The following is a 20,705-nucleotide window of genomic DNA, read 5'->3' as shown; positions in this document are numbered from 1 at the left end:
TTCCCTCTGTGGCCCATCATAGCGGGCCTGTGCAAGAACACCATAAAAAATGAGACAAGCGTTCCATCTGCAGACAAAATGGACTAATTCATCCACACAAATTTTGCGCACAGGGAGGCAAGCGGATGGTCGGGGTAGGTCTTATCGGCACGGGTTTCATGGGCAAGTGCCACGCCATTGCCTGGAACGCGGTCGGCACCGTCTTTCCCGATGTGGCCAAGCCAAGGCTGGTCCATCTGGGCGAGGTCAACGAGGATCTTGCCAAGCGCCGTGCCAGCGAATTCGGCTTCGCCAAGGCGTCCGGTGACTGGCGCGCTGTCGTCGACGACCCGGATGTCGATGTCATCTCGCTGACCACGCCGAACCAGTTCCACCCGGAAATGGCCATCGCCATCCTCGAAGCCGGCAAGCATCTGTGGTGTGAAAAACCGATGGCGCCGAATTTTGCGGAGGCGCAAGCAATGGCCACGGCGGCCCAAAAGTCGGGCAAAGTCGCCGCGCTCGGCTATAACTACATCCAGAACCCCGCAATCCGCCATATCGGCGCGCTGCTCGACGAGAAGATCATCGGCGAGGTCAACCATCTGCGTATCGAGATGGACGAGGACTTCATGGCCGATCCGGAGGCGCTGTTCTTCTGGAAGCACGAGGCGGCGTCGGGCTATGGCGCGCTCGACGATTTCGCCGTGCACCCGCTGTCGCTCATTGCGGTCTTGTTCGGCCGCGTTGCCCGCGTTATGTGCGACATGGCCAAACCCTATGCCGACCGCCGCGTCGCCTCGGGCGGGCGCCGCGCGGTCGAGACCTACGACATCGCGAGCATCCTGATGCATCTCGAAAACGGCATCGCCGGCACCTTGCTGGTCAACCGTTCGGCCTGGGGCCGCAAGGGCCGGATCGCCATCCAGATTTTTGGCTCGAAGGGTTCGATCCTGTACGACCAGGAGCGGATGAACGAGTTCCAACTCTATTTGACGGCCGACCGGCCGACCGAGCAAGGGTACCGCACCATCCTGGTGGCGCCGCATCATAAGCCTTATGACGCCTTCCTGCCGGCGCCCGGTCACGGCCTTGGCTTTAATGATCTCAAGATCATCGAATGCCGGGAACTGTTGACGCGACTTGCCGGCAAGCCGGCGCGGATCATCGATTTCGACGAAGGCCTGGAGATCGAGCGCACGGTGCACGCGATGGCGCGCTCGTTCGCGGAACAGCGCTGGATGGAGGTGCGGTAGTAAGCCCGCGCTGGTCTCCCCTTCTCCCCTTGTGGGAGAAGGGGAGACCGAGCGAAGCTCGGTCGGATGAGGGGTGTTGGACGGATCGCTACAGCGAAGAAATAGACGCTTAAAATCCCTCAATATTTTTGCGCCGAGTTTCTTCCAGCACCCCTCATCCGGCTCGGCGCTGCGCGCCGATCCACCTTCTCCCACAAGGGGAGAAGGGTCAGGGCCGGCATTGGCTGCCTCAGGCGGCTCCCGGACGGTCAGCGATCATGGCGCGTCGCGCCGACCGGCGCTGCTCGACGGCGTCGGCAAGGCCGTGCAGCACCGTTTCGGTGGTTTCCCAGTCGATACAGCCATCGGTGATGCTCTGGCCATAGAGGAGCGGCTTGCCGGGCACGACATCCTGCCGGCCGGCGACAAGGTTGCTCTCGATCATGACGCCGATGATGCACTCGTCGCCTGCCGCGATCTGGCCCGCCACGTCAGCCGCCACCAGCGGCTGGTTTTCCGGCTTCTTGTTGCTGTTGGCATGACTGACATCGATCATCAGCCGAGGTGTCACGCCGATCCGGCCGAGCTCAGCGGAGGCAGCAGCTATGCTTGCCGCGTCGTAGTTGGGCACAATGCCGCCGCGCAGGATGACGTGGCAGTCCTCGTTGCCGGTGGTCGTCGCGATGGCGCTGCGCCCACCTTTCGTCACCGCCATGAAATGGTGCGGCTGGGCGGCGGATTTCACCGCCTCGGCCGCGATCCGCAAATTGCCGTCGGTGCCGTTCTTGAAGCCGACCGGGCAGGACAGGCCTGATGCGAGTTCGCGGTGGATCTGGCTCTCGGTCGTGCGCGCGCCGATCGCTCCCCAGGCGACGAGGTCGGCAATATATTGCGGGGTGGCCATGTCGAGGAATTCCGTCGCCGCCGGCAGGCCGAGATTGTTGACGGCGGAGAGCACGTTGCGTGCCATCCTCAGGCCCTTGTCAATGTTGAAGCTGCCGTCGAGGTCGGGATCGTTGATCAGGCCCTTCCAGCCGACCGTCGTGCGCGGCTTCTCGAAATAAACCCGCATCACGATCTCCAGCCGGTCCGACAGGCTTTCACGCAGCGATGCCAAACGGCTGGCATAGTCTACGGCAGCGGCCGGGTCGTGGATTGAACAGGGGCCGACGACGACCACCAGCCGATCGTCGGTGCCGGTCAGCACGGCGTGGATGGCATTGCGTGATGCGGCAACGGTGCGCGTCGCCGTCAGCGTGCGCGGTATTTCCCGCATCACCTCGTCGGGTGTGCTCAGTTCTCTGATTTCCTTGACCCGAAGATCGTCTGTGGTCGTCAACACGGCTTATGCTCCTGATTGGGGAGACCTGCCGGCTGAAACAAAAAAGCCGCCAGGTCTGGCGGCTGTTCGGATATTGTTGCTGCAATCTTCAGATCGAGCGCAATCCTCCCGCCGCCAGCGAGCTCATAAAGTACCAATATGTGGCGGTCAGGTTGATCATGAGGGCTGATATAGTCGATGCGGATGCGCTTGTCACGTGCCTGGTGAGGAGGAGGTTTACTCCAGCCCATTCGCGATTGGCTGAAGCCCCCCGAACTTCGTCATCCTCGGGTCTGCGCCGCGTCGCTGCGCTCCTTGCTCCGCCCGTGGATGACGAAGCGTTCCGCTAGACTTGCCGGCGTTATTCCGGCGACGACCCGGCGACGCTCTGGTCGTAATCGACCAGCGACCCGGTCATGACGCCGGACTGCGGGCTGATCATATAGCTGATCAACCGGGCAAGCTGTGCCGGCTTCACCAATTGACCCATCGGCTGCGCGGCCTCGGCCCTTTCCAGCCAGTCGTCCGGCGCGTCGTGCCATTTCTTCTGCACGATCGCCTCGCCCTCGGTGTCCATCCAGCCGGGCAGCACCGCGTTGCAGCGGATGCGATTGCCGCGATAGGCATTGGCGACATTCTTGGTGAGTGTCGCCAGCGCTCCCTTGCTTGACGAATAAGGCGCCAGGAACGACTGGCCGCAATGCGCCGACATCGACAGCACGTTGACGATCGAGCCCGGTGCCTGGCGCGCCAGCAAATGCGCCACCACGCCCTGCATCAGGAAAAACGGGCCCCGCACATTGGTCTGGAATATCTGGTCGAACAGATCCTCGGAGGTCTCGACCAGCGAGCCGCGGGCCGAGGTGGCAGCGGCGTTGACCAGCGCGTTGACGGTACCAAAATGGCCAATCGCCGTTTCGACCGCACGCTTGCAGTCGGCCACTTTTGAGACGTCGGCGCTGATGAAGATGGCATCGACGCCTGCCCCCTTGAGGATGGCGACAGCCTTGTCGCCCTTCTCCTGCGAGCGGCCGATCAGCGCCAGCGCCCGGCAGCCCTCATCGGCCAGCGCTTCGGCGACGGCAAAGCCGATGCCTTGTGCGCCGCCGGTGACGATGGCGCGTGTTTCGGAATTGCGACCGGCTGAACCGTTCATCGCCTTGCTCCTGTGCTTGATAGTCAGATTGTTTTGTCGAGGCGGACGGTCTTGCCTTCCTTGGCCGATTTCAGCGCCGCATCCGCCAGCCTGAGCGCCACCAGCCCGTCCTTGCCGCTCGGCGTCGCCTTCTTGCCTGACGTCGCTGCCGCGATGAAGGCAGCGATCTCGTTGGCATAAGCGTCGAGATAACGGGTCATGAAGAAATCGTGCAGCGGCGGCCGCGTATAGCCCTTCTCATTGGCCAGTTCGATCGACACCGGCCGCTGGTTCTCGGCCGCAATCATGCCTTTCGAGCCATGCACCTCGATGCGCTGGTCGTAACCGTAGGTGGCGCGGCGTGAGTTGGAGATAACGCATTGCTTGCCGGAAGCAGTTTCGAGGATGACGCTGACGCTGTCGAAGTCGCCGGCCTCGCCGATCTTCTTGTCGACCAGCACCGAAGCATGCGCGCTGACCGCCACCGGCTCCTCGCCGAGCAGGAAGCGCGCCATGTCGAAATCATGAATGGTCATGTCGCGGAAGATGCCGCCCGAGCGGCCGATATAGTCGAGCGGCGGCGGGCCGGGATCGCGCGAGGTGATTGTCACCATTTCGACAGTGCCGATGGCGCCGTCGTCGATCGCCTTGCGCACGGCGGCAAAATGCGGATCGAAGCGGCGGTTGAAGCCGACCATCAGGGTGGCGCCGGCCTTGTCGACGACGGCCAGGCATTGTTCCACTCTGCCGGCGTCGAGATCGATCGGCTTTTCGCAGAAAATCGCCTTGCCCGCCTTGGCGAAGCGTTCGATCAGGTCGGCATGAGTGTCGGTCGGCGTGCAGATGACGACCGCGTCGATATCGCCGGCCTTCTCGATGGCATCGATGCTGCGCACTTCGGCGTCATAGGCAGAGGCCAGATCGGTCGCCGCCTTCTCGAAGGCGTCGGCAACCGCAACCAGCCTGGCCTGCGGATTGGAACCAACGGCGCGAGCATGGACCTTGCCGATACGGCCGGCACCGAGAAGAGCAAAGCGAAGAGGCATGAAGAGTTTTCCTTTGAGGATGGTTCGGAAGGGAGGGCGTGTCAGCGCCTGTGGCTCGGCGTTGGCCGTTACGCCGCAAGTTCCGCCTGCCCGGTCTTGGCGCCGGTGATGTAGGAGACGATATCGTTGCCGTCGGTGTCCTGCTTGCGCAAATTGGCGACGATGCGGCCGCGCCGGAAAACGACGATGCGGTCGACCAGGTCGAACACCTGGCGCATGTTGTGAGAGATCAGGATCAGCGGTTCGCCATTCTCCTTCAGCGTGCGGATGATGTTTTCGACCTGCATCGTCTCCTGCACGCCGAGTGCCGCCGTCGGCTCATCCATGATGATGAGCTTGGAAGCAAAGGTCGCGGTTCTGGCAATTGCTACGCACTGGCGCTGGCCGCCCGACATGTGGCGGATAGTGTTGGAAAGATTGGGGATCTTGACCGCTGTGCGGACCAAGGCTGCCTCGGTCGCCTTGCGCATGAACTTGCGATCGAGGATCGAGAAGGGCCCGAGATTGAACAGCACCCGCTCGCGGCCGAGGAACAGGTTCGACGGCACGTCGAGGTCGTCGGCGAGCGCCAGGTTCTGGAACACCGTCTCGATGCCTGCCTCGCGGGCTTCGATGGGGCCGGCAAAATTCACTTCCTTGCCGTCGAACCACATCCTGCCACTGGTGCGCTGCTCGACGCCGGTGATCTGGCGTACGAAGGTCGATTTCCCCGCGCCGTTGTCGCCCATGATAGCGACATGCTCGCCCTTGCGCAGCTCGAAGTCGGCACCCTCCAGCGCATGGACGCCGCCATAATACTTGGTCAGGTTTTCGGTCTTCAGGACGATGTCCGACATGATCAAGCCCTCATTGCCCGCAGGCGTTGGCGCCACTGGTCGAGAACGACTGCGCCGACGATGATCACGCCTTTGACCATCTCCTGATAATAGGCGTCGAGGCGCAGAAAGGTGAAGCCGGAGATGATCACGCCGAAGATCAGCGAGCCGATCACCGTTCCGATGATCGAGCCGCGGCCGCCCGACAGCGAGACACCGCCGATAACCGCCATGGCGATCGCATCGAGCTCGTACATTACACCCATGCCGGCTTGGGCGGTGAGATTCTTGGAGCTCAGCACCACGGCGGCGAGCGCGGCGAGGACGCCGGCAATGACGTAGACGAGGATCTTGTGGTTGGCGATGTTGATGCCGGACATGCGCGCGGCGTCCTCATTGGAGCCGATCGCATAGCAGTGCTTGCCATATTTGGTGTAACTCAGGATCAGCTGGAACAGCACTGCGAGCGATATGAAAATGATGACCGGCATCAGCCCCTTGCCGATGGCGGCGAAACTCTCGGTCGGAAACGAGATCGGCTGCCCCTTTGACCACCATTTGGCGATGCCGCGCGCGGTGACCATCATGCCGAGCGTGGCGATGAACGGTGGGATGCGCGTGTAGGCGATCAAAGCGCCGTTGACCAGGCCGGCCAGCAGGCCGCAGCCGATCGCGACCAGCACGGGCACGATCACCGGCAGGTCGGTCCAGCCCTGGGCGATGAACATCGCCTTGGGGTTCGGGTTGCCGTTGACCGTCGCTACCTGAGCGAAGCTCATGGCTATCATCGCCGTGGCGCCGACGATCGAACCTGAGGACAGGTCGATGCCGCCGGTAATGATCACCTGCGTCACGCCGATGGCAATAATGCCGACGATCGACACCTGCAGGATGATGATCTGCAGGCGCGCTTCGTTGAAGATCGCATCGATATTGTCGCGGGTATTGAAAAGGAAGCTGTCGCCCAGGAAAACCCGGCCGATCAGCTCGAAAGCGCCGACCAGGATGACGAGCGCCAGGAAGACGTTGAATTCGGCCGGCCATGCGCGCCGTTTCGCATCATAGCTGAGCCCGCCGACGCCGTGAGATGTCTGTGCCAATCGTGCTTCCTCCGTCAGCCACGGTCTCCACTCGGCGCTGTTCAGGCCGAGAGGGAAAAGCAGAGCGGCGCTGTCTTACTTTGGCGCGCCGCTCCGTATCGGACAGGTCCGCCTCAGTTCTTCTTCAGGAACTTGTCGATATTTGCCGGCGTGACCAGCTGGAACGGGATGTAGACCTTGTGCTCGACCTTCTCGCCCTTCGCCAGCTTGAGCGCCGCGTCAAGCGCGCCGGCACCCTGGCCGGCCGCGTCCTGGAACACCGTCGCATCGAGGTCGCCCGCCTGCATCGCGGCAAGCGCATCCTGGGTAGCGTCGACCCCGCCGACGACAACCGACTTCATGTCGATGTTGGCGGCCTTCATCGCCTGGATGGCGCCGATGGCGCTTTCGTCATTATTGGCGATGACGCCGTCGAACGGCTTGCCGGTCGACAGCCAGTTGGTCATCAGGTTCTGCGCTTCTTCGCGCTTCCAGTTCGACGTCTGCTTGTCGATGATCTTGATGAAGCTGCACTCCGGCGTGGCGATCACGTCGTCAATGTCCTTGGTGCGCTGCACCGCTGCCTGGTTCGACAGCTCGCCCATGATCACATAGACGTTGGCTTCAGTCTTGCCGGCCTCCTTGAACAGGCGGCAGACCTCCTTGGTCTCGAGCGTGCCGGAATCGGCTTCGTTCGAGGCGACGAAGGCCTGGTTTTCGGGCAGCTTGTCGACGTTGACCGGCTCGCGATTGACATAGACCAGTGGAATCTTGGCAGCGGCGGCTGCGTCCGACATTGCCTGGGTCGCCGAGGTGTCGACCGGGTTGACGATGATGGCGTCGACGCCTGAGGCGGCGAAGTTCTTGATCTGGTCGAGTTGCTTGGCGACGTCGTTCTGCGCATCCTCCACCTGCAGCTCGACGCCGTCCATGCCTTTAGCCTGTTCAATCATGCCGTTGCGCAGCACGGTGAGAAAATTGTCGTCGAACAACGCCATCGAGACGCCGATCTTGGCGGCAAAGGCGGACGAACTCATCAGCGCCGCGAAAGCGACGCCCAAAAGCAGTTTCTTCATTTTATTTCTCCTCCACATTGGTGTCCGGCTGCACCGATCTACCCGGAATCCCCGATCTCGCAGGGAATTCTCTCCCGATTGCCATTTTTGGTTCCAGAGGCATTTGCCTGAAACAGATCTTCCGGAACGAAAGAACCAAAATGCTCAGATGGTGAAATATTTATTCCATTTCGCGTGGGCGTCAAGCGAGATTTCGCCATGAGGAATGGATTTTCGGCATTTCGAGCGCTTTTGGACGGACGCTCAGGCAAGCGAGGCCTGAAAGCGTTCTGATAGATTACATCATGTCTGCCGCCGATGACCGCGACGTCAGATGTTTTCTGGCAGATAAATGTCGAAGGGCAGAAAGGTCTGGCCCGGCGCATTCGCAGCGCCGGTCTCGATGGCATGCGCCATCAGCCCGACAAGCTCGCGGCAAAGCGCCGCCAGTGGCGTCGAGATCACCATGGTCAGGAAATTATCTGCCAGCGCCGCGCGGGAGTCGGGCGTGATCTCGTTGCAGACGACCGCCGGCATCTCAGCCGGCTTTGCCTCCCTCAGCGCCGAGATCGCGCCTTCCATGCCGCCACCGGCGACATAGCAACCGGCGAGATCAGGGTGGCGGGCCAGAAGCTCGATCATTGCATCATGCGTGATCTGGTTCGCTTCCAGATTGACCAACGTCTCGAGGAGAGTGAATTCCGGCGCCTGCTCGCGAAAGAAGGAGCGAAAACCGATCTCGCGAAGCTCATGGCCATGGAAGCGATGGCTGCCGACGAAGAGGGCAACCTTGCCAGGTCTCTTCGCGGCCTTCGAGATCATCCAGGCAGCGGTGCGGCCGACCTTGCGATTGTCCAGGCCAACATAGCCCTCGCGAATACCGGACGCAAAGTCGGAAAGCAGGGAGAACACCGGTACGCCATTGGCTTTGAGAGCCTCGACGGCGACCGTCAGCGTCGGGTGATCAGGCCCGACCAGGGCGACGGCCCTGGATTTGGCGGCCAGCTTGCGCATCCGCTCGACGATCTCGTCCGGCGCCAGCGAAGCGGCGAAGTCGATGGTGGCCACGCCGCGAAAGCGCGGCGACTGCGATACCGCCAGTTCAAGCTCGCGGGCAAATTCGCTGTAGAAGACGTCCTCCCGCCTCAACAGCAGGAACCCGAGCCGGTATTCGGGCAATTCATGGCGCATCCGCTGCTTGATCAATCCGGCTGCGTGATAGCCGATGCTGGTCGCGGCCTCATAGACGCGGCGCGCGGTTTCCTCGCGCACCGGCAAGCGGTTGTTCAGCACCCGGTCGACGGTGGCAATGCTGACCCCCGAAATGCGCGCCAGGTCGGTGATCGTCGGCCGTTTCGCCATCGCTGCCTCATTCCACTGTTTGGCCCTTTTATACCATTCTGATGGAAAATGATAGAAACTATCTTTGTGATATTGAGCCTATCAGGGCTCGGCGTTATTTTGAACGCTGACCGAATATGATCGAGGCCTCCGCTATGGTGGATATTGGACTCCGAACCGGGAATACGAGCTCCGCAGCAGCGTCCCGACGCGACTACAGCCTGATCGGCCGCGACGCGAAGCTTGCCGTCGAGAGCGGGCTGGCGGCGGCCGAGTGGTATCACACCGACGTGCCGCGCAAGCAGATGAAGGAGCTGATGCAGCGCTCCGACGGCCCGGCGATCCGCGACACCATCATCTGGCTCGGCACCATGATCCTCAGCGGCGCCGGCGCCGCCTGGTTCTGGGGCAGCTGGTGGTGCGTGCCGTTCTTCTTCGTCTACGGCGTCCTCTACGGTTCCTCCACCGACTCACGCTGGCACGAATGCGGCCACGGCACCGCTTTCAGGACGCAGTGGATGAACAACGTGGTCTATCAGGTCGCCTGCTTCATGATCATGCGCAACCCGGTGACCTGGCGCTGGAGCCACACGCGCCATCATACCGATACCATCATAGTCGGCCGCGATCCGGAGATCTCGGTGATGCGTCCGCCCGATCTGCTGCGCGTGGTGCTCAACTTCGTCGGCATTCTCGACGCATGGCATGCGATGAGCGACATGCTGCGCAATGCAGCCGGTATCGTCAGTCCGGCCGAAAGAACCTTCATTCCCGACCAGGAGCAGCCGAAGGCAATTCGCATTGCCCGCATCTGGACGACAATCTATGCCGCGACCATTGCGCTGGCGCTCTATACCGGCTCGTTCCTGCCGCTGATGCTGGTCGGTCTGCCCAGGCTTTACGGTGCCTGGCACCATGTCATGGTCGGCCTGCTGCAGCATGGCGGCCTGGCTGAAAACGTCACCGATCACCGGCTCAACAGCCGCACCGTCTACATGAACCCGATAGGCCGCTTCATCTACTGGAACATGAACTACCACGTCGAGCATCACATGTTTCCCATGGTGCCCTATCACGCGCTGCCCAGGCTGCACGAACTGATCAAGCACGATCTGCCGGCGCCGACACCATCCATCCTGGCCGGCTACCGCGAGATGATACCGGCTTTCCTGCGCCAGCTGCGCAATGAGGATTATTTCATCAAGCGCGAACTGCCGCCGACGGCGAGGCCCTATCGCGAGGATTTCCACAGCGATAGCGCTGCTGTTGCGGTGGCTGCCGAATGACAAGCCCATGCCAACGCACCAAACATCGCGGGACCCGTAAATGAGCGACTGGGTCGAGGCCTGTGACGCCGAGGACATCGACGAAGAGGACGTGATGCGCTTCGACCATGGCGGCCGCACCTTTGCCATCTATCGCAGCCCCGACGACGGGTATTTCGCCACCGACGGGCTTTGCACGCATGAGAAGGTGCATCTGGCCGACGGGCTGGTGATGGACGATATCATCGAATGCCCGAAGCATAACGGCCGCTTCAACTACAAGACAGGGGCTGCCAGGGGCGCGCCGGTCTGCGTCGATCTCAGGACTTATCCGGTCAAAGTCGACGCCGGCAAAGTCCTTGTCCGGATCGGTTGATGATGACGAAGGGAATGGTCATCATCGGCGCCGGCGAATGCGGCGGGCGCGCCGCCCTTGCGCTGCGCGAGCTCGGCTATGATGGCCCGGTGACGCTGGTCGGCGACGAGCCGCATCTTCCCTATGAGCGCCCGCCGCTGTCGAAAGACGCGATGGTTGGCGACGCGCCCCTGATCAAGGCGATCGCCAGCGACGCGATCCTGGCCGAGCGCTCTATCCGGCATATCCATTCGGTTTTGGCTGTGGCGATCGACCGCACGGCGCATGTCGTGCGCCTGTCCGACGGTTCCGCCCTGGCCTACGACAAGCTCCTGCTGGCGACCGGTTCGGTGCCGCGCAAGCTGCCGATGCCGGGCCTTGGCGGGCGCTGCGTCTACCTCCGGACCTTCAACGACGCGCTGGCCATTCGCGCCCATCTCAGCGCCGGAAATCGCATCGCCATAGTCGGCGGCGGCTTCATCGGGCTTGAGCTTGCCGCGGCGGCGCGCAGACTGGGTGCCGCGGTCACCATCATCGAGGCGCAGCCGCGCATCTTGATGCGCGGCGTGCCAGCCGAGATCGCTGAGGTCATCCATCAGGCGCATGAAGCGGAAGGCGTGAAAATCCTGTGCGGCGAGGGCATCGCCGCCATTGCCGATGATGGCGCCGAAGTGCGCATCGCGCTCGCCGGTGGACACGACATTGTCGCCGATCTTGCCGTGATCGGCATCGGCGCCGTGCCGGTGACCGGACTTGCCGCGGAGGCGGGGCTGACCGTCGACAATGGTGTCGCCGTCGACGCCGAGCTTCGCACCAGCGACCCGGATATCTTTGCCGCCGGCGACTGCTGTTCGTTTCCGCTCGCCCTGTATGGCGGCCGGCGCGTGCGGCTCGAAGCCTGGCGCAACGCACAGGAGCAGGGCGCGCTCGCCGCAAGGAATATGCTTGGCGCCGGCGAGGCCCATGCGGCGGTGCCGTGGTTCTGGTCGGATCAGTACGGCCTGACCTTGCAGATCGCCGGCCTGTCGGACGAAGGCCGCAGCATCGTGCGCCGCGACCTCGGCGACGGCGCCTTCATCCTGTTCCACCTCGCCGAAGACGGCAGGCTGGTTGCGGCAAGCGGCATCGGCGCCGGCAACGCGGTCGCCCGCGACATAAGGCTGGCCGAGATGCTGATTGCGAAGCAGGCAAGGCCGGCGCCGGAAGCGCTAGGCTCGCAGGCGATCAAGCTGAAGTCGCTGCTGGCGGCTTGATCCGCCGCGTGGATAATTGGCCGAGCGCGTTCGGCTAAAACAGCGCCTTCAGCTCCGGCAGCTTGTCGTTGACCAGCCAGCCATAGTAATTTTCCTCGGGCAGTTTTTCCGGCTCGCCCGCAGCGCGGCGCTTGTCGTTCTCGGCCTTCAGCGCATAGGCGCGCTGTTCGGGGTTGCCGACATTGTAGAGCGTCGACGTGATGCCGGGATTGCCTGAGATGTCAAAGCCGGCAATGCTTCTATAGGCGTCGATCGACTTCCTTATCGTCGCCGCGACATAAGGCAGTGTCAGGTCAGGATCCATGATGGTCTTGTAGACCGCGTTGGGATCGCCGACGTCGAGTTCCGGCAGGCCGGAAACCTTGTGCACGAGGTCGCTCATTTGCAGCGCCGTCAGCGGATTGAGCTGGCCAAGGCCAAAAGTCTGCCCGGCATAATAAGGCTGGAAGAAAGTGGCGCCTAAGCGGTCGTTGGGAAAGCTCTCGCCGTCGACGGTCTTGCCGCGGAACGACCGGTTCCACACCTGTTCGCGGCACTCCCACAGATCGTAGCTGTCGGACTTCCCTGCGCATTTCGCAAATTGCGGCCGCTGCACGAAATCGGAGATGTCCTCGCCATCATAGGCAAAGGAGAGCTTGCTCGACAGATACGAAATCGCCTTGACGTAGTAGGTCTGCAGCCGGTCGTAGGCATCGACATTGTAGGTGTGCTCGCCGACGATGGCGCCGACGATATGCATTGGGTCGATGCCATAGGCCGCGGCTGCCTGCTTGATCTTGCCGCGCAACTCGGCATCGTTCTGGAGCAGCGCAAAGACTTTGCGGTATTTCGCCTGGAAGGTGGTGTTGGTCGCCTGGGTGCGCCGGCTCGAAGCGCCCGGTATGTCGGGCTGCTCGGTGTTGCGGTTGCCCGGCGGCACCATCGTTGCCGCTTGCGCGGCGAACATGGCTGCCGCCAGCGTCAGCCCCAAAATGACGAGGATCAGTTTTTTCATGCGCCGCCGCCCAAATAGTCGCCGGCAAACTAGGTAATGCTCCACCGGGAGTCGAGAGACGCCTGCACCCGACGGGACGAAAGCTTGCCGGATGCTTCCATTTGGCCACACATCGGGAATGCTGGGCCAAATTGGGGAGGCCGGGAGCAATTCCCCGACCCGCTTCGAGAATGAAGCGTCTCCTACAGGATGAAACGCGACAAGTCCGTGTTTCTGGAGAGGTCGCCGACATGCTTCTCGACATAGGCGGCATCGATGGTCACCGAGGTGCCGTTGCGGTCCGGCGCGTCATAGGAGATATCGTCCAGCACCCGTTCCATCACCGTCTGCAGCCGCCTGGCGCCGATATTCTCGACGCTGGCGTTAAGGTCCACGGCGATGCCGGCCAACGAATCGATCGCGTCATCGGTGAAGACCAGGTCGACGCCTTCGGTCTTCATCAGCGCGATATACTGCTTGATCAGGCTGGCTTCGGTCTCGGTGAGGATGCGGACGAAATCGTCCTTCTCCAGCGCCCGCAGCTCGACGCGGATCGGCAGGCGGCCCTGCAATTCCGGCAGCAGGTCGGAGGGCTTGGCGACGTGGAACGCACCCGAGGCGATGAACAGGATGTGGTCGGTCTTCACCGGTCCATATTTGGTCGCAACCGTGGTGCCTTCGACCAGCGGCAGCAGGTCGCGCTGCACACCTTCACGCGAAACACCGGCACCGATGCCGCCTTCGCGCGAGGCGATCTTGTCAATCTCGTCAAGGAAGACGATGCCGTCATTCTCGGTCGATTCGAGTGCCCTGCGCACCACTTCGTCCTGATCGAGCAGCTTGTCGGACTCGTCGCTGATCAACAGCCCGTAGGATTCCTTGACGGTCGTCTTGCGCAACTTGGTCTTCTTGCCGCCCATCGCCTTCGACAGCATGTCGTTGATGTTGAGCACGCCGATATTGGCGCCCGGCATGCCGGGAATCTCGAAGCCAGGCATGCCGCCATTGCCGGTATCGGCCACTTCGATCTCGATCTCCTTGTCGTCGAGTTCGCCGTCGCGCAGCTTCTTGCGGAAACTGTCGCGGGTGGCCGGGCTCGCCGTCTTGCCGACGAGCGCTTCGAGCACCCGTTCCTCGGCGTTGATGTGGGCACGCGCCTTAACGTCCTCGCGCATCTTCTCGCGCACCAGCCCGATGGCGATCTCGACCAGATCGCGGATGATCTGCTCGACATCGCGGCCGACATAACCGACCTCGGTGAACTTGGTGGCTTCGACCTTGACGAAAGGCGCACCGGCAAGGCGTGCCAGGCGGCGTGAAATCTCGGTCTTGCCGACACCGGTCGGGCCGATCATCAGGATGTTCTTCGGCATCACCTCTTCGCGCATCTGGCCCTCGAGCTGCTGGCGGCGCCAACGGTTGCGCAAGGCAATCGCCACGGCACGCTTGGCGTCTTTCTGGCCGATGATGAAGCGGTCGAGTTCCGAAACGATTTCGCGGGGAGAGAAGGTGCTCATGTCACTAAATTCCACTTTGCCACTGCCGAATGGACTCGAACGGATGCAGCAGCATGATCACGTTGAGTGTCAGATTGTCCCGGATGAGATAGCCGACACCGAATTCGAAGATGAGGGCGAGGGTCACGATCACCCATATAGGAAGCCTTCGCGCCATGACAAACCCCAGCACCATGGCCAGCGTGTCGGACACCGAATTGATGATGCTGTCGCCATAATAGTCGAGCGAGATTGTGCCGGCGCGGTAGCGGTCGATGATGAAAGGGCTGTTCTCGAGCAACTCCCAGCCGCCCTCTATAACCACCGCAAAGGCCAGCCTGAGCCCGATCGGCGAGCGCGGGAAAAGGAACCACGCCAGCGCATAGAACAAGAAGCCGTGAATGATGTGCGAGAAGCTGTACCAGTCGGAAATATGCTGGGAATTCTCGGAGCTCTGCACAATGCCGTGCCACAGCTTGACATAGCCGCAGGTACAGATCGGCGTCCGCCCCATGCCGTAGAGGACCCCGGCCTGGAAGATGACCAGGCCGAGAACCAGCAGAAGCCCCATTCGCCAGCTGTCTTCGTAGGCCGAGACGGTTTTGTCGCTGGATACGCTCATGCTGCTATTGCCCCTCTTTTGCCTCACCCTGTCCGGCGTCGCCCTCTGGGGCATCAATCGCCATCAGCACGGCATCGCCATATTCCGACTTCCTGCGATCGATAGCCCTGAAACCGGCCTTTTCATAGGCACGGATAGCCCGTGCATTGGCGGGGTCCGGGTCGATGATGACGCGCGGCGTACCTTCCTCGAAAAGCTGCTCGACGAACTGCCGGACGATCGCCGAGCCGTGGCCGACCCCGACAAGCCCCGGCACGCCGATCGACAGATCGATGCCGAGCGTGCCGAACGGCTGGTCGCTATAGGGATGGCCGTCCTCCAGATGCGGATCGTAGCTCTGCAAATAGCCGATGGGCTTTCCGTCGAGCTCGATAATCAGCGGCTCGACCGAAATGCTGTCGATATGCTCGCGGATCTCCGCAATCTCGGTCTCTGGGTCGTTCCACCATTCGGCGACATGCGGCTCGGCAAGCCAGCCGGCGATCATCGGCAGGTCCCTCTGGATCACCGGCCGAAAACCATAGCGGAGGCTCCGCTCAGGCGGCATTGAGGGTTTCGACGACGAAGTTGTTGTTTGTGTAGACGCAAATGTCTGACGCGATCTGCATCGCCTTGCGGGCGATCTCCTCTGCGCCCTTGTCGCTGTCCATCAAAGCGCGTGCCGCTGCCAGCGCGTAATTGCCGCCGGAGCCGATGGCCATGACGCCAAATTCGGGCTCCAGCACGTCGCCGGTGCCGGTCAGCGCCAGCGACACCGACTTGTCGGCCACCAGCATCATTGCTTCCAGCCGGCGCAAATAACGGTCGGTGCGCCAGTCCTTGGCGAGCTCGACGCAGGCACGTGTTAGCTGGTCGGGATATTGTTCGAGCTTGGCTTCGAGCCGCTCCAGCAGCGTGAAGGCATCGGCGGTGGCCCCGGCGAAGCCGGCAATGACGTTGCCGCTTTTGCCGATGCGGCGCACCTTCTTGGCGTTGCCCTTCATGATGGTCTGGCCGAGGCTGACCTGGCCGTCGCCGGCGATCACCACCTTGCCGCCCTTGCGCACGGTCAGGATGGTCGTGGCATGCATGGTCAGTTCATTCGACATTTTCTGCTCCGATCAGCACCGATCCCATCGAGGCGATCGGCGCGTTACGAGTGACTTGATCGGCCATATGTATGCATAGGCCGGATGATTGCAAACCGGCCATCCGCCGGGCCGGACTGTGCTCCGCAGCAGTAACTGGCAATCGCCGGATCATGCTGCTAGAAGGCTTTCGTTTTCAGGCATGTGAACGCCTGAACCGTGCAAATCTGAGACAAGGATGAGGTCATGGCGCCCCGTTCCGCCGAGATAAGCCGCAAGACCAGGGAAACCGACATCGCCGTGTCGGTTCAGGTCGACGGCTCGGGCAAATCCGACATTTCGACGGGCGTCGGCTTCTTCGACCATATGCTGGACCAGTTGTCGCGCCATTCGCTGATCGACATGACCGTGAAGGCCAAGGGCGACCTGCACATAGACGACCACCATACGGTCGAGGATACGGGCATCGCGCTCGGCCAGGCGCTGGCCAAGGCGTTGGGCGAGCGGCGCGGCATCATGCGCTACGCCTCGATCGATCTCGCCATGGACGAGACACTGACGCGGGCGGCAATCGATGTCTCCGGCCGGCCTTTTCTGGTCTGGAATGTTTCGTTCTCGTCGCCGAAGATCGGTACGTTCGACACCGAGCTGGTGCGCGAATTCTTCCACGCATTGGCGCAGAATGCCGGCATCACGCTTCATGTCACCAATCATTACGGCGCCAACAACCACCACATCGCCGAGACCTGCTTCAAGGCCGTGGCGCGTGTGTTGCGTTCGGCGCTTGAGCGCGACCCGCGCCAGCCGGACGCGGTTCCCTCCACCAAGGGATCCCTGAAAGGATAGCGTCATGGCCATCTATGTCGTGATGAAGCCGCCAGGCCGCAGCGAAAGCGTGGACACTACCTTTATCCGTGACGGCTTTGCCTGGCTCGGCTTCCTAGTGCCGCCGCTGTGGCTGGCCTGGCACCGGCTGTGGGTCGAGGCGGCATTGGCGTTTGTCGCCATGGGCCTGCTCTCGATGCTAGGCGAAAGGCTGGACCTGGAAACAGCCGGCTCGCTTTTATCCCTGCTTGTCATGCTCTTTGTCGGACTGGAAGGGCAGGGCTTGCGGATCGCAGCCCTGCGCCGTCGCGGCTGGCATGAATGGGGCGTGGTCGAGGCCGACAGGCTCGACGACGCAGACCTCCGCTATGCATTGGAAGCCGATGCTCAGTCGGATGAACAACCGACGGTGCAACGCATCGTCCCAGACGCAGCACATGCCCGGTCGGCGCAGATGGGCCTGGCGCTGGGGCTGAACCATATTCCGGGAAAGCCCTGAGATGAGGGTAGCGATCATCGATTACGGGTCGGGCAATCTGCGCTCGGCCACCAAGGCCTTCGAGCGTGCCGCGCATGAAGCCGGTATTGCCGCCGCGATCGAACTCACCGCCGATGCCGAGCGGGTCAGGACCGCCGACCGCATCGTCCTGCCCGGCGTCGGTGCCTATGCCGATTGCGCCGCTGGACTGCGTGCGGTCGCCGGCATGTGGGAAGCGGTCGAGGAGGTGGCGATCGCCAAGGCTCGGCCGTTCCTCGGCATCTGCGTCGGCATGCAGCTGATGTCGGAGCGAGGCCTGGAAAAGACCGTCACAAAGGGCTTTGGCTGGGTCGCCGGCGACGTCAAGGAGATCACGCCGGCCGATCCGACACTGAAGATCCCGCAGATCGGCTGGAACACGATTGACCTGAAGCGCAAGCATCCGCTGTTTTCCGGCATTGCGACGGGTGGCAAGGGACTGCACGCCTATTTCGTCCACTCCTACCATCTCGATGCACGGAAGGAGGATGAGGTGCTGGCGGTTGCCGACTATGGCGGCCCGGTAACGGCCGCTGTCGCTCGCGACAACCTCGCCGGAACGCAATTCCACCCCGAGAAGAGCCAGGCGCTGGGCCTGGCGCTGATCACCAATTTCCTAGGCTGGAGGCCCTGAACCATGAGCAAGAAGGGCTATTGGATGGCAATGGTCGATGTCCGCGATCCCGAGATCTACAAGCGATATATCGAGGCCAATGCCGCGGCTTTCGCGAAATACGGCGCGAAGTTCCCGGTGCGCGCCGGGCGGTACACCAGCCCGGAAGGACCGGCAGGCAATCGCCACGTGCTGGTGGAATTCGAATCCTATGAAAAGGCGCTGGAATGCTACGGCTCGCCTGAATACCAGGAAGCCTTGAAGTACAGGCTCGCCGGCTCGACCGGCCACTTTGTCATCGTCGAAGGCGCCTGAAGGTGTTTCTGTTTCCGGCGATAGACCTCAAGGACGGCAAATGCGTGCGCCTCAGGCATGGCGACATGGCGACCGCCACCATCTACAATGACGATCCCGCCGCTCAGGCGCGCGTCTTCGAAGAGCAGGGCTTCGAATGGCTGCACGTCGTCGACCTCAACGGCGCCTTCAAGGGCCAGAGCGTCAACAGCGCCGCGGTCGGCGCCATCCTGAAGGCGACGAGCAATCCGGTGCAGCTCGGCGGCGGCATCCGCACCCTGGCGCAGATCGAGGACTGGCTCGACCGTGGGCTGGCCCGCGTCATTCTTGGCACCGTGGCGGTCCGCGATCCGGATCTGGTCAGGCAGGCCTGCAAGGCATTCCCGGGCAAGATCGCTGTCGGCATCGACGCCAAGGGCGGTAAGGTCGCGGTCGAAGGCTGGGCTGAGGCTTCGAGCCTCGGCGTCATTGAACTGGCGAGGAAATTCGAGGGTGCCGGCGTCGCCGCCATCATCTACACCGATATCGACCGCGACGGTGTGCTGACTGGCATCAACTGGGACGCCACCATCGATCTCGCCGACGCGGTGTCGATCCCGGTTATCGCCTCGGGCGGGCTCGCCTCGATCTCCGACATCGTGCGCATGACCATGCCCGATGCCCGCAAGCTCGAAGGCGCGATCTCCGGCCGCGCCCTCTACGACGGCCGCATCGACCCGGCCGAGGCATTGGCGATCCTGCGTGGCAAACCGATGGCAGGGTGTGAAACGTGAAGGTCTCGATTATCGTTGCTCCCTACGACAGCGGGCACTATCACGAAGGGTGCGGCCAGGGGCCGGACGCCATCGTCGGCGGTGGGCTGGTCGAAGCCCTGACCGTGGCTGGCCATGACGTCGCCGTCGAAGATATCGGCAAGGTCGGAGACGAGCAGGGGCGCGAAATTGCAACCGGCTTCGCCGTCTGCAACGCCGTCGCGACCAAGGTTAACCTCGCCCGCGATGGAGGACGCTTCCCCATTATCCTTGCTGGAAATTGCCTGACCGCCGCCGGTGCGGTTGCCGGCGAAGCGGCGGATTCGATCATCTGGATCGACCAGCATGGCGATCTCAACACGCCGGAGACGTCGGCCTACGGCTTTCTCGACGGCATGGCGCTGGCGGCGACGCTCGGGCTCTGCTGGCATCCGATGGCGGCAGCAATTCCGGGGTTCCGGCCGATAGACCCGGCGCGCTGCATGCTGGTCGATGCCCGCGACCTCGATCCCGACGAAAAGCGACTGCTGGAAACTTTGCCGATCGTGCGCACCGAATGTGCCGGTGCACTCGATATGATCGGAAAGCTCACGGCGGCAGGGACTGTGCGGGCGCATCTGCATCTCGACCTGGATGTTCTCGATCCGGATGTGCTGCAGGTGAACCGCTACGCGCACCCGGGCGGCCCGAGTCCGGAACAGCTGCGGCAGCTTGCCTGCGGACTGGCCAGGTCAATCCCGATTGTCGGCGTGACGCTCTCGGCCTACGACCCGGCCTTTGATTCCCAGTCCGAAGTTCCGCCCGTCGTCGGCCAGCTGCTTGTCGACTTTCTTGCGGCGATCGAGAGGATCTGATGCTGAAAGCCCGCGTCATCCCCTGTCTCGACGTCAAGAACGGCCGTGTCGTCAAGGGCGTCAATTTCGTCGACCTGGTCGATGCCGGCGATCCCGTCGAAGCGGCAAAAGCCTATGACGCGGCCGGCGCCGACGAGCTCTGCTTTCTCGACATCACCGCCTCGTCGGAAAACCGCGAGACCATTTTCGATGTCATCGCCCGCACCGCCGAACAATGTTTCATGCCGCTGACCGTTGGCGGTGGCGTCCGTCAGGTCGCCGACATCAGGAAGCTGCTACTGGCCGGCGCCGACAAGGTGTCGATCAACACGGCGGCGGTGAAGACCCCAAATTTTGTCGCCGAGGCTGCCGACAAATTCGGCAACCAGTGCATCGTCGTCGCCATCGATGCCAAGAAAGTGTCCGCTGCGAGCGAGGCTGATCGCTGGGAGATATTCACCCATGGCGGCCGCGAGAAGACCGGCATCGACGCCGTCGAGTTCGCTCGGCGAGTGGTCGACCTCGGCGCCGGCGAGATCCTGCTGACATCGATGGACCGCGACGGCACCAAGGCCGGCTATGATATAGCCCTTACCCGCGCGGTCGCCGATGCCGTACGCGTGGCGGTCATCGCTTCCGGTGGCGTCGGCACGCTCGACCACCTTGTCGAAGGCATTCGCGACGGCCATGCCGGCGCGGTGCTGGCGGCGTCGATCTTCCATTTCGGCACCTACAGCATCGCCGAAGCCAAGCTGCACATGGCTCAGGCCGGACTGCCGATGCGGCTGGACTCGCCGGGTAATCGGTCCTAGAGCCTTTCCGGCTAAGAAGAGG

General features: G+C 62.5%; 23 protein-coding genes. 11 read left to right on the top strand and 12 right to left on the bottom strand.

Features of this window, described 5'->3' with window-relative positions; all coding sequences use genetic code 11:
- Nucleotides 1-125 precede the first annotated feature (125 nt).
- On the top strand, nucleotides 126-1,235 hold the full coding sequence (locus NKJ15_RS02760) for a Gfo/Idh/MocA family protein (RefSeq protein WP_352813981.1): 1,110 nt from the start codon (nucleotides 126-128) through the stop codon (nucleotides 1,233-1,235).
- A 229-nt stretch (nucleotides 1,236-1,464) separates the two neighbouring features.
- Here NKJ15_RS02760 and NKJ15_RS02755 read toward each other — a convergent pair whose 3' ends face one another.
- From NKJ15_RS02755 to NKJ15_RS02725, 7 genes are all read right to left on the bottom strand, one after another.
- Nucleotides 1,465-2,556, bottom strand: coding sequence for a 3-deoxy-7-phosphoheptulonate synthase (locus tag NKJ15_RS02755; protein WP_352813980.1), 1,092 nt, complete (start codon nucleotides 2,554-2,556; stop codon nucleotides 1,465-1,467).
- A gap of 340 nt (nucleotides 2,557-2,896) precedes the next feature.
- The gene (locus tag NKJ15_RS02750) at nucleotides 2,897-3,691 is read right to left on the bottom strand and encodes an SDR family oxidoreductase (RefSeq protein ID WP_352769683.1); all 795 of its coding nucleotides are present in this window, start codon (nucleotides 3,689-3,691) and stop codon (nucleotides 2,897-2,899) included.
- A gap of 23 nt (nucleotides 3,692-3,714) precedes the next feature.
- Nucleotides 3,715-4,716, bottom strand: a complete 1,002-nt coding sequence (gene iolG / locus NKJ15_RS02745; RefSeq protein WP_352769686.1) for an inositol 2-dehydrogenase — start codon at nucleotides 4,714-4,716, stop codon at nucleotides 3,715-3,717.
- A gap of 68 nt (nucleotides 4,717-4,784) precedes the next feature.
- Nucleotides 4,785-5,552: an ATP-binding cassette domain-containing protein gene (locus tag NKJ15_RS02740; RefSeq protein ID WP_023677519.1), complete on the bottom strand. Its 768-nt coding sequence runs from the start codon at nucleotides 5,550-5,552 to the stop codon at nucleotides 4,785-4,787.
- 2 nt (nucleotides 5,553-5,554) lie between these two features.
- Nucleotides 5,555-6,631, bottom strand: a complete 1,077-nt coding sequence (locus tag NKJ15_RS02735; protein WP_292655972.1) for an ABC transporter permease — start codon at nucleotides 6,629-6,631, stop codon at nucleotides 5,555-5,557.
- Nucleotides 6,632-6,744: 113 nt separating this feature from the next.
- A complete protein-coding gene (locus NKJ15_RS02730; protein WP_352614967.1) occupies nucleotides 6,745-7,686 on the bottom strand; it encodes a sugar ABC transporter substrate-binding protein in 942 nt (313 codons plus the stop codon).
- Nucleotides 7,687-7,995: 309 nt separating this feature from the next.
- Complete coding sequence (locus NKJ15_RS02725; RefSeq protein ID WP_352813977.1) at nucleotides 7,996-9,027, bottom strand: LacI family DNA-binding transcriptional regulator; 1,032 nt, start codon at nucleotides 9,025-9,027, stop codon at nucleotides 7,996-7,998.
- A gap of 116 nt (nucleotides 9,028-9,143) precedes the next feature.
- On the opposite strand from NKJ15_RS02725, the gene NKJ15_RS02720 reads away from it, so the two are divergent.
- Genes NKJ15_RS02720 through NKJ15_RS02710 form a run of 3 tightly spaced genes read left to right on the top strand, consistent with a single transcriptional unit; the run spans nucleotide 9,144 to nucleotide 11,879 of the window.
- Nucleotides 9,144-10,292, top strand: a complete 1,149-nt coding sequence (locus tag NKJ15_RS02720; protein ID WP_502906852.1) for a fatty acid desaturase family protein — start codon at nucleotides 9,144-9,146, stop codon at nucleotides 10,290-10,292.
- A 40-nt stretch (nucleotides 10,293-10,332) separates the two neighbouring features.
- Complete coding sequence (locus NKJ15_RS02715) at nucleotides 10,333-10,647, top strand: MocE family 2Fe-2S type ferredoxin (RefSeq protein WP_352454826.1); 315 nt, start codon at nucleotides 10,333-10,335, stop codon at nucleotides 10,645-10,647.
- Nucleotides 10,648-10,649: 2 nt separating this feature from the next.
- On the top strand, nucleotides 10,650-11,879 hold the full coding sequence (locus tag NKJ15_RS02710) for an NAD(P)/FAD-dependent oxidoreductase (RefSeq protein WP_352814123.1): 1,230 nt from the start codon (nucleotides 10,650-10,652) through the stop codon (nucleotides 11,877-11,879).
- Nucleotides 11,880-11,913: 34 nt separating this feature from the next.
- Here the strand turns inward: NKJ15_RS02710 and NKJ15_RS02705 are convergent, their stop codons facing one another.
- The 5 genes from NKJ15_RS02705 to hslV all read right to left on the bottom strand — a co-directional run bounded on the left by NKJ15_RS02705 (nucleotide 11,914) and on the right by hslV (nucleotide 16,058).
- Nucleotides 11,914-12,873, bottom strand: a complete 960-nt coding sequence (locus NKJ15_RS02705) for a DUF1402 family protein (protein WP_023677526.1) — start codon at nucleotides 12,871-12,873, stop codon at nucleotides 11,914-11,916.
- A 182-nt stretch (nucleotides 12,874-13,055) separates the two neighbouring features.
- Nucleotides 13,056-14,369, bottom strand: coding sequence for an ATP-dependent protease ATPase subunit HslU (gene hslU / locus NKJ15_RS02700; protein WP_254815924.1), 1,314 nt, complete (start codon nucleotides 14,367-14,369; stop codon nucleotides 13,056-13,058).
- Between the two features lie 4 nt (nucleotides 14,370-14,373).
- On the bottom strand, nucleotides 14,374-14,970 hold the full coding sequence (locus NKJ15_RS02695; RefSeq protein WP_254815925.1) for a DUF2585 domain-containing protein: 597 nt from the start codon (nucleotides 14,968-14,970) through the stop codon (nucleotides 14,374-14,376).
- Nucleotides 14,971-14,974: 4 nt separating this feature from the next.
- A complete protein-coding gene (locus NKJ15_RS02690; protein ID WP_352472585.1) occupies nucleotides 14,975-15,517 on the bottom strand; it encodes a GNAT family N-acetyltransferase in 543 nt (180 codons plus the stop codon).
- Complete coding sequence (gene hslV, locus NKJ15_RS02685; protein ID WP_352813976.1) at nucleotides 15,507-16,058, bottom strand: ATP-dependent protease subunit HslV; 552 nt, start codon at nucleotides 16,056-16,058, stop codon at nucleotides 15,507-15,509. Before hslV ends, NKJ15_RS02690 begins: the two co-directional genes overlap by 11 nt.
- A 225-nt stretch (nucleotides 16,059-16,283) precedes the next feature.
- On the opposite strand from hslV, the gene hisB reads away from it, so the two are divergent.
- Genes hisB through hisF form a run of 7 tightly spaced genes read left to right on the top strand, consistent with a single transcriptional unit; the run spans nucleotide 16,284 to nucleotide 20,683 of the window.
- Complete coding sequence (hisB, locus tag NKJ15_RS02680; RefSeq protein ID WP_352769582.1) at nucleotides 16,284-16,883, top strand: imidazoleglycerol-phosphate dehydratase HisB; 600 nt, start codon at nucleotides 16,284-16,286, stop codon at nucleotides 16,881-16,883.
- Between the two features lie 4 nt (nucleotides 16,884-16,887).
- Entirely contained in the window at nucleotides 16,888-17,361 is a 474-nt protein-coding gene (locus tag NKJ15_RS02675) for a DUF2628 domain-containing protein (protein WP_352813974.1), read from the top strand.
- A 1-nt stretch (nucleotide 17,362) separates the two neighbouring features.
- Nucleotides 17,363-18,013 (top strand): imidazole glycerol phosphate synthase subunit HisH, encoded by a 651-nt coding sequence (gene hisH / locus NKJ15_RS02670; RefSeq protein ID WP_023677533.1) that lies wholly within the window; start codon nucleotides 17,363-17,365, stop codon nucleotides 18,011-18,013.
- 3 nt (nucleotides 18,014-18,016) lie between these two features.
- Entirely contained in the window at nucleotides 18,017-18,307 is a 291-nt protein-coding gene (locus NKJ15_RS02665; protein WP_352472581.1) for a DUF1330 domain-containing protein, read from the top strand.
- A 2-nt stretch (nucleotides 18,308-18,309) separates the two neighbouring features.
- Complete coding sequence (gene hisA / locus NKJ15_RS02660) at nucleotides 18,310-19,059, top strand: 1-(5-phosphoribosyl)-5-[(5-phosphoribosylamino)methylideneamino]imidazole-4-carboxamide isomerase (RefSeq protein ID WP_352813972.1); 750 nt, start codon at nucleotides 18,310-18,312, stop codon at nucleotides 19,057-19,059.
- A complete protein-coding gene (locus tag NKJ15_RS02655; protein WP_352813970.1) occupies nucleotides 19,056-19,892 on the top strand; it encodes an arginase family protein in 837 nt (278 codons plus the stop codon). Before hisA ends, NKJ15_RS02655 begins: the two co-directional genes overlap by 4 nt.
- Nucleotides 19,889-20,683: an imidazole glycerol phosphate synthase subunit HisF gene (gene hisF, locus NKJ15_RS02650; protein WP_352814122.1), complete on the top strand. Its 795-nt coding sequence runs from the start codon at nucleotides 19,889-19,891 to the stop codon at nucleotides 20,681-20,683. Before NKJ15_RS02655 ends, hisF begins: the two co-directional genes overlap by 4 nt.
- Nucleotides 20,684-20,705: the final 22 nt, after the last annotated feature.

The sequence above is a fragment of the Mesorhizobium sp. M0207 genome (genome assembly GCF_040321995.1).
Taxonomy (GTDB): Bacteria; Pseudomonadota; Alphaproteobacteria; order Rhizobiales; family Rhizobiaceae; genus Mesorhizobium.
The sequence above is the reverse complement of the archived record's forward strand: the minus strand, read 5'-3'. Positions and strand labels throughout refer to the sequence as shown.